Below are 7,723 nucleotides of genomic sequence, written 5' to 3' on the forward strand. Positions count from 1 at the left end.
GACCAGCTAGCCTCGCTCCAACGAGACGGTGTTGCGACGACCGGTTGAGCCCAGTCAATACACCTCGTGGGCCTTCGGGCAACGATTGCGCGCCGCCGGGCTGCTGGGCTCGATGGGCAGCGTCGGGGGACTGCTTCGACAACGCCCTGGCCGAGAGCTTCTTCTCTTCGATGCAGGTCGAGCTGCTCGACCGCCGCAGCTGGGTCACTCGCCGACAGCTCGCGAACGCGATCTTCGAGTGGATCGAGGCCTGGTACAACCCCCGACGCCGGCACTCCGCGCTGGGCTACCGCAGCCCCATCGACTACGAGACCCTCCAACCCGCCGCCACCGCAGCGGCCTAACCCCCAACCGCACCCGTCCGCGGAACCGGGGGAAGGTCATCCCGGACGCCCGGACCCACGTTGTGTGGGTTCGGGCGTTTGTCATCTCGGGTGGGTGGGTGTCGGGGCTGGTCGTCGCGGGTGGTGTCGATGTCCGGCTCGCGGAGGAGTTCGCCGCCGGGCACCTCGTTCATCGCGAGACGGTGTCCGCCTCGGGCGGCGCCGGGTTGCTGGTGCGTACCGGCGGCACCGGCGCGACAGTCCACAACGTCGACGGTCCCGACCCGATCGAGCGGCCGGCGGCGACGTGATCAGAGGGGCGAGTGCGGTGATCCCGCGGCACAGCGGGCATCAGCCGAACCCTGCTGACGCAGCGCCTCGCCCTGCTCGCGAGCACGAGATCGTGCCCCAGGAGGTCGAGCAGAACGGGTGGGGTCCGATGCGGAGAAGCCGCTCCTGGGGCACACCTCGGCTTCACCGCCAGGGATCGGTGATCTCGCGGAGATCGGTGAGGATGCGGCGCAGCTGCGCCATCCGTCGTTCCCCGAGGTGGGAGGTCCACTCCGCCTCCACCCGGGCCACGACCGCGCGCGCGGCCTCAACGCTGCGCTGCCCGCGTTCCGCGATCTGCACGAGCCGCGCCCGTCCGTCGGCGGGGTCGGGTGCGCGGTGGACGTAGCCCAGGCGCTCCAACTGATCGATCAGGAAGCCGGCGCTCTGCTTGGTGATGCCGGCCTGCCGAGCGAGGTCGCTCAGTCGGCTGCCCTCGGGTGAGATGCGCTGGAAGAGGCGCGCCTGCGACGGCGTGATGTCGTCGAAGCCGGCTGCAGCGAGCTCCTCGAACACCCGCGTCTCCATCGCGCGGTAGGGCAGGAACAGCAACAGTCCGGTGTTGAGCTCCTCCGCCACGTTGACGAGCGTAGGAGATGGTACGAGACTCTGACGTGTTTGGTCAGACTATCTGACGAGGTCGGCGGATGGACATCGACGAGAAGTGGCGCACGATCGCTCGCCAGCGCGCCGTCCTCGCCGACGTCCTCGACGGCGCACCGGTCGGGGATCTCGATCGCCCCTCGCTCTGCGAGCGGTGGAGGGTGCGCGACGTCGCCGCGCACGTCGCGCTCACGCCGTGCTCGCCCGGCCTGCCCCGCATCCTCGCGGCACTGGTGCGCGCCCGCGGTGACTTCGACGAGGTCAACCGTGCCATGGCGGTGGCCCACGCCGAGTGGCTCGGGTCGAACCTCGCGGGCGAGCTGCGAGCAGTCGCACCACGTCGACGCAAGCCGCAGATCACCACGATCGACAACCTCCTGTTCGACACGATCGTGCACGTCCAGGACGTCGCCGTGCCGCTCGGGGCCGAGGTCGACGTGCCGCAGGAGGGCGCCCGCGCGGGCGCCGACCGCGTGTGGCGGATGGGCTGGCCGTTCTGGGCCCGGCGCCGGCTGCGCGGGCTCGAGCTCGTCGCCACCGATGTCGACTGGGCGCGGGGAACCGGCGAACCGGTGCGCGGACCGATCCGCGATCTCCTGTTCCTGCTCACCGGACGCACCGAGGCCGCGCTCCCCGGCCTCCACGGCCCCGGGGTACGACGACTGGCTTCGTCGCCCTAGGAAGAGGCACCCGCTCGCCGTGGGCCACACGGACCGCATCGAGCACCTCGTCGACGGGCGTGACGCCCGGGCCGCCCTCCTCGCTCCTCAGAAGGGCACGCCCGCGCGGTGGGCGCCCAGGGCCGCGGCCGCCCAACGACGCAGGAGGGAGGTGCGGCGACCCCGGCGGCCGGTCGGCGGGACGCCCGCGGCGGAGCGGGACGCCTGGCCGGTCGTCCGGGCGACAGGGGTGTTCGACGTGGCGGTCACGCGGTTCCTCGCGAAGTCGATCAGCCGCGACGGCTGGAGACGAGCAGTGTCAGCGGGGCGAGGTGCCGCGACAGTGACGGTCGTCGACGAGGAGGAGGGTGACGGCGATCAGGCACACGCAGAACGCGCGGCCCGCGAGTTCGCCGGTCTCCATGAGCTCCACGCAAGCACAGATGCCGGGGGGTGTCCAACGGCGGGCTCGGTCAGCTCGGGGTCACGCCAGGGCGATGATCGAGGTCGTGGCGGTGTAGCCGGCGACGAGGAGGAGCAGCACGGCGAAGGCACGGGTGAGGACGGTCGACGAGAGTCGGTCGGCGGACATCTTCCCGATGAGGGTCCCGACCACCGCGGCGGCGGTGACGGGGACGATGATGCGCCAGTCGAAGGCCTCCGTGGCGACACGGGCTCCGAGCGAGGCCACGCAGTTGATGACGATCACCAGCAGTGAGGTCGCGACGGCGGCAGGCATCTCCCAGCCCAGGAGCAGCACGAGCGCGGGCACGACCAGGAATCCGCCGCCGACACCGAACAGGCCGGTCGCGAACCCGACGACGGATCCGGCCAGCACGATCGTCGCGGCCCGCCAGCGGACGACGGGCACGGCGCTCTCCCGCGGGAGCGTGACGACGCGGCCGGCGACCTTGCCGGCGATCGGGGCGCCGGCGGACGGGTCGCTCGCGGGCGGGTCGCTCGCGGGCGGCGCGTGCCACGGATCGGGCTGCGGAGGGCTCGCGGGGGCGGGCTTGCGCAGCATGAGGACCGCGGCGAGCAGCACGATCCCGGCGAACGCGAGCAGGAGGACGTGGCGGTCGAGGTGCCGGCTGAGCACGGAGCCTGCCACGGCCGTGACCGCTCCGATGGCGCCGAGGGTCGCGCCGGCGGCCCAACGGACCTGCCCGCCCCGGGCTCGGGTGACGACGCCGATGACGGCGCTGATGCCGACGATGACGAGGCTGGCCGTCGCGGCCGCTTGCGGGGTCTGGTCGAGCAGGTAGACCAGGGCCGGGACGGTGAGGACGCCGCCGCCGCCACCGAGGCCGCCGACCGCGAGGCCGATCACCAGGCCGATCGCGACGGCGACGACCACCAGCAGGGGGGTCATCGGAGATCAGCCGATGACGCCGGTGCTGCCGTCGTCGCGCACGACGGGCTGGCCTGCCTCGGCCCAGGCGTTCATCCCGCCGGCCATGTTGCGGACCCGGAGTCCGGCCGCCCCGATCGTCGCGGCGGCCTTGCCCGATCGGTTGCCCGAGCGGCAGACCGCCACGATCGGGCGGTCCCCGGGCAGGGTGGCGGGGTCGAGCTCGGCGAGCGGGACGTGGATGGCGCCGGGGGCGTGGCCGGCGGCCCACTCGTCGTGCTCACGCACGTCGAGGAGCAGGACGGTGCCGTCGGCGGCGAGGCGCTCGGCCTCGCGGGTGTCGACATCGGCAGTGAACATGCCCATGACAGCGCTCCTTTCGCAGAAGGTGGGTGGTGGTCGCGCTCAGCCGGTGGCGAGGCCGCGCTCGACCGCGCGGGAGTAGTCGTCGTCGACCAGCACCACGTCCCGTCCGGCGCGGTCGAGCAGGCTCGCGCCGATGCTGGCGCGGAACCCCGTGGCGCAGTGCACCCACAGGCGACCGTCGGGGACCTCGTCGAGCCTCGCGAGGAGGTCCTGGAGCGGGATGTGGGTGGAGCCGGCGACGGCGCCGCGGGCGCGCTCGTCGTCGCGCCGCACGTCGAGGACGGGCTCGTCCGCTTCCTCGCCGGTGCGGGCGGCGAGGTCGTCGAACGTCGCGGTCGGGTAGCTGCGGAGATCCTCGTGCGGCGCGAGGTCCCGTGGCGTGCCGACCGCTCCGCCCGCGGGCCGGTCGATGCCGATCCGGGTGAGCTGCCGCTGGGCCTCGACGATGTCCCCGGGGCTCTCGGCGACCAACGTGACCGGGGTTCCCCAGGGGATGATCCAGCCGAGGTAGGTCGAGAACTGCTGCCCGAGCGCGAAGCTGATGGTGCCGGCGATGTGCTCGGACGCGTAGACCGTGCGCTCGCGCAGATCGACGATCCATTCGCCGTCGGCGATCCGCTTGCGCAGCTCGTCGGCGTCGACGACGGCGGGCGGCGACAGGTCGGCGGGATCGGGACCGGCGAGGTTCCGGGGCCCCATGTGGGCGTAGTAGCGGGGGTAGGCGGTCAGGTTCGCCACCAGGCGCTCGACGAAGGAGTCCTCGTCGGGGGTGGTGAGCGCGTCGTTGACGGCCCGTTCGGCGCCGATCGTGCTGGAGTCGGCGCCGGTCGCGGCCCCGGAGGAACAGAAGCTCCCGAAGCCGTGCGTGGGGTAGACGTGCGCGTCGTCGGGGAGCCTGTCCGCGAGGCGTCGCGCCGAGCGGTACTGCGCCCGCGTCATCTCCTGGGTGCGGGTCGCGTCGACGAGGTCGGTCCGGCCGACCGACCCGAACAGCAGGGATCCGCCGGTGAAGACCGCCGGCGGGCCGTCGCCGTCGGAGACCACGTAGGACAGGTGGGTCACGGTGTGGCCCGGCGTCGCGACGACCTCGACGGTCATGGCGCCGATCTCGCGTCGGTCCCCGTCGACGACCGGAGTGCGGTCGAAGGACACGGGGTCCTCGCCGCAGACGAGGTAGTCGACGCCCAGCCGCTGGGAGAGGGCGTAGCCGCCGGTGACGTAGTCGTTGTGGATGTGGGTCTCGGCGACCGCGGCCAGCCTCAGCCCCTTCTCGGCGAGCAGCGCCTCGACGCGGTCGAGGTCGCGCTGTGGGTCGACCACGAGTGCGAGCGTGCCGTCGTGGGCGATGTAACTGCGGTCCCCCAGGGACTCCGTTGCCAGGACTTCGACCTGCACCATGTCGGCTCCTCACGGTCTTGGTTGTACCTACATTAAGGACGGCACGACGAGGTCGTCAAACCGCACCCCGCATCAGCGAACGGTGAGGCTCTGATCAGGGCTTCTTCGCGATGAAGGAGGACGGTGTCGTGAGCGGTCGAACCCTCATGACCAACGTAGATATGTAGGTGCATATAGGACGACTGGCTGCGGCCGGTCGCCAGAAGCACGAGACCGTCATCGTGGGAGGCGGGTCGGCCCTCAGGCCGGTTGGGCGGCGAGCACGGCCCAGGCCGCATAGCCGCCGAGGAGATCGGAGACGTCGGCGTGGCCTGTGCGGCGCAGCAGGCTCGCAGCCACGCTCGAGCGGTAGCCGCCGGCGCAGTACACGACCACCGGTCGGTCGACGGGGACCTCGGTGACGCGTCCCGGAAGAGTCGCGAGCGGGATGAGGAGTGCGCCCGGGATCGTGCCCCCGACCGCCGTCTCGCCCGGGTTGCGGACGTCGAGGACCGTCGGCGCGGTGGCCGCGGCGAGGGCGTGCTCGAGCTCCGTGGCGGTGAGGCGGCTCGAGGGGCGAACCTCGTCGGGCCTGGCGACGAAGCCGCTCTCGGGCTCGCGCAGGTAGCCGGTGACCCGGTCGAACCCGATCCGGGCGAGACGCACGACGATCTCCTCCTCGCGGTCCTGGGGCGCGATGACCACGATCTCGTCGGTCGGTCCCACCACCGAGCCCGCGGTCTCGGCGAAGCGTCCGTCGGCAGGCACGTTGAGCGAGCCGACCAGGTGTCCCGCGGCGAACTCGGCGGGCTCGCGCGCGTCGAGGACCACGGCCCCGGCCCGCCGACGCTCCAGCACTTCCTCGATCTCCAGTGGCACGGGGGCCACCGAGGCGTCGAGGACCGGGTGCTCGCGCCGGTTGAGCACGGCGTCGTGCAGGAAGTACGCGGGGGCGGCGGGCTGGTCGGCGGTGACGACGGCGAGGAACTGCGCGTCAGTCATCGGCTGGCAGGCGTAGTTGGTGGCACGTTGGGCACCGATCGTCGACCAGCGTTCGGTGGAGAGGTTCTTCCCGCACGCCGAGCCGGCGCCGTGGGCGGGGAAGACGCGCACCTCGTCCGGCAGGTCCATCAGCCGGGCGATCGAGGCGTGCAGCATGCGCCCGAGGTCCTCGCTCGACCAGCCGATCGACGCCAACAGGTCCGGGCGCCCGACGTCCCCGATGAACAGCGCGTCTCCGGTGAGCACGCCGTAGGGCACCGCGTCGCCCGCGTGCTCGCGCACCAGCACGCTGATCGACTCCGGGGTGTGGCCTGGGGTCTCGAGCACCTCGAGCTCGACCTCGCCGAGGGAGAGGTGGTCGCCGTCGGAGAGGTGGCGCACCGGGTAGTCGGCCTCGGCGCGGCGGCCGTAGCCGATCCACGCGCCGGTGGCGCGGGCGAGCTCCAGGTGTCCGGCCAGGAAGTCGGCGTGGAAATGGGTGTTGATCACGCCCACGATCTCGAGGTCGTGGTGCCGCGCGTCGGCGAGGTACTCGCCCACGTCCCGACGAGGGTCGACGACGACCGCCTGTCCCGTGGTCTCGTCACCGATCATGTAGGAGGCCTGGGACAGGCAGTCGAGGTAGTACTGGGCGAAGAACACGACGTCTCCTCGGATGAAGGAATGTACCTACATCTAGGGAACAGTCCGCGGAGATCGATGCGTCCCGCCGGAGGTCCCGGAGTGGCGGGCCGAACGTCCCGGCTCTCAGGATGCGGTGGCGGCCGGGTGGAGCGACGGCGTGGACGGTGCGATGCCGAGGTGGAAGCCCCGGGCGGAGAACTGCGCCTCGAAGGCGAACCGATCGCCACGTACGACCGTCTGCCGCCACTCGACCGGCCGTCCTGCGGCGATGCCGGTGCGCTCGATGACGAAGACGGCGGTGCGGTCCGGGCACTCGAGCAGCTCCTGCTCGCGTCCGGTCGGCATCAGGGCGCGGATGCGTTCGTGCCCGGACTCGAGGCGTGTACCGGTGCGTCGCGCGAGCTCGGTGTAGAGCGAGGTGTGGGTGAAGTCGGCATCGAGGAGGGGCGAGGCGACCGACGCGGGCAGCCAGACCCTGTCGACCGCCAGGGGGGCATCGCCCGCACGACGCAGGCGCTCGAGGTGGACCAGCGGGGTCGACTCCTCGAGCCCGAGGTGGACGGCCACCACACCGTCGGCGCGCAGGTCGAGCACGCGGACCTCGGAGCGCTGGGTCAGACCTGCGGCCTCGACGGAGGCGAACAGGCTGTAGAGCGTGCCGAGGGGCTGCTCGACCTCCGCCCGTCGCACCCGTGGTGCGCGTCCTCGCTCGGCGGTGACGAGGCCCTCCGCGCGCAGGCCGCGCAGCGCCTCGCGAATCGTGTTGCGGCTGACGTCGTAATCGGCGACGAGCGTGTTCTCGCCGGGGAACACGGTGTCGAACTCGCCCAGCCCGACCCGTCGCCGCAGGTCCTCCTGGACCTGCGACCAGAGGGGGACGGCACTGTGCCGGTCCACCGCTCGTCTGGTCACCGCGCCAGCCTAACGTCGAGACATTCGCTCATCGGGTCACCGGCGCTCCTCTTCGGCTGACGATGTCGCCGTCCGTCCGGCGACGTCTGCGCGCTACCCACCACAGGTCGCTGTCGCTACCCAGCTAGGGCGTGTCTCCTAAGTAGGTCGGAGCCAGAGCAGGATCGCTCGGAGGA

Annotated in this window: 9 protein-coding genes and 1 pseudogene; 3 read left to right on the top strand and 7 right to left on the bottom strand. The window is 72.0% G+C overall.

Going from position 1 to position 7,723, the window contains the following annotated elements:
• Positions 1-55: 55 nt before the first annotated feature.
• Both PH189_RS30095 and PH189_RS30100 read left to right on the top strand, forming a co-directional pair.
• Positions 56-344 (top strand): annotated as a pseudogene (locus PH189_RS30095) (transposase); the annotation flags it as partial.
• A gap of 98 nt (positions 345-442) precedes the next feature.
• Positions 443-634: a hypothetical protein gene (locus tag PH189_RS30100; RefSeq protein WP_274192550.1), complete on the top strand. Its 192-nt coding sequence runs from the start codon at positions 443-445 to the stop codon at positions 632-634.
• A gap of 163 nt (positions 635-797) precedes the next feature.
• Here the strand turns inward: PH189_RS30100 and PH189_RS30105 are convergent, their stop codons facing one another.
• On the bottom strand, positions 798-1,232 hold the full coding sequence (locus PH189_RS30105; protein WP_274192551.1) for a MarR family winged helix-turn-helix transcriptional regulator: 435 nt from the start codon (positions 1,230-1,232) through the stop codon (positions 798-800).
• 68 nt (positions 1,233-1,300) lie between these two features.
• Between PH189_RS30105 and PH189_RS30110 the strand changes: the two genes are divergently transcribed.
• The gene (locus PH189_RS30110; RefSeq protein WP_274192552.1) at positions 1,301-1,936 is read left to right on the top strand and encodes a maleylpyruvate isomerase family mycothiol-dependent enzyme; all 636 of its coding nucleotides are present in this window, start codon (positions 1,301-1,303) and stop codon (positions 1,934-1,936) included.
• Between the two features lie 87 nt (positions 1,937-2,023).
• On the opposite strand, the gene PH189_RS30115 is transcribed toward PH189_RS30110, so the two are convergent.
• From PH189_RS30115 to PH189_RS30140, 6 genes are all read right to left on the bottom strand, one after another.
• Positions 2,024-2,185 carry a hypothetical protein gene (locus tag PH189_RS30115; RefSeq protein ID WP_274192553.1) on the bottom strand — a complete coding sequence of 54 codons (162 nt, stop codon included), beginning with the start codon at positions 2,183-2,185 and terminating at the stop codon, positions 2,024-2,026.
• A 214-nt stretch (positions 2,186-2,399) separates the two neighbouring features.
• Positions 2,400-3,287, bottom strand: a complete 888-nt coding sequence (locus PH189_RS30120; RefSeq protein ID WP_274192554.1) for a sulfite exporter TauE/SafE family protein — start codon at positions 3,285-3,287, stop codon at positions 2,400-2,402.
• Positions 3,288-3,293: 6 nt separating this feature from the next.
• A complete protein-coding gene (locus tag PH189_RS30125; protein WP_378015054.1) occupies positions 3,294-3,626 on the bottom strand; it encodes a rhodanese-like domain-containing protein in 333 nt (110 codons plus the stop codon).
• 45 nt (positions 3,627-3,671) lie between these two features.
• Positions 3,672-5,030, bottom strand: coding sequence for an MBL fold metallo-hydrolase (locus PH189_RS30130; protein ID WP_274192556.1), 1,359 nt, complete (start codon positions 5,028-5,030; stop codon positions 3,672-3,674).
• Positions 5,031-5,270: 240 nt separating this feature from the next.
• Positions 5,271-6,653: a rhodanese-like domain-containing protein gene (locus PH189_RS30135; RefSeq protein WP_274192557.1), complete on the bottom strand. Its 1,383-nt coding sequence runs from the start codon at positions 6,651-6,653 to the stop codon at positions 5,271-5,273.
• A 105-nt stretch (positions 6,654-6,758) separates the two neighbouring features.
• On the bottom strand, positions 6,759-7,547 hold the full coding sequence (locus PH189_RS30140) for a GntR family transcriptional regulator (protein WP_274192558.1): 789 nt from the start codon (positions 7,545-7,547) through the stop codon (positions 6,759-6,761).
• Positions 7,548-7,723 lie beyond the last annotated feature (176 nt).

Origin of the sequence: Actinomycetospora chibensis (assembly GCF_028737215.1) — a bacterium.
Classification (GTDB): domain Bacteria; phylum Actinomycetota; class Actinomycetes; order Mycobacteriales; family Pseudonocardiaceae; genus Actinomycetospora; species Actinomycetospora chibensis.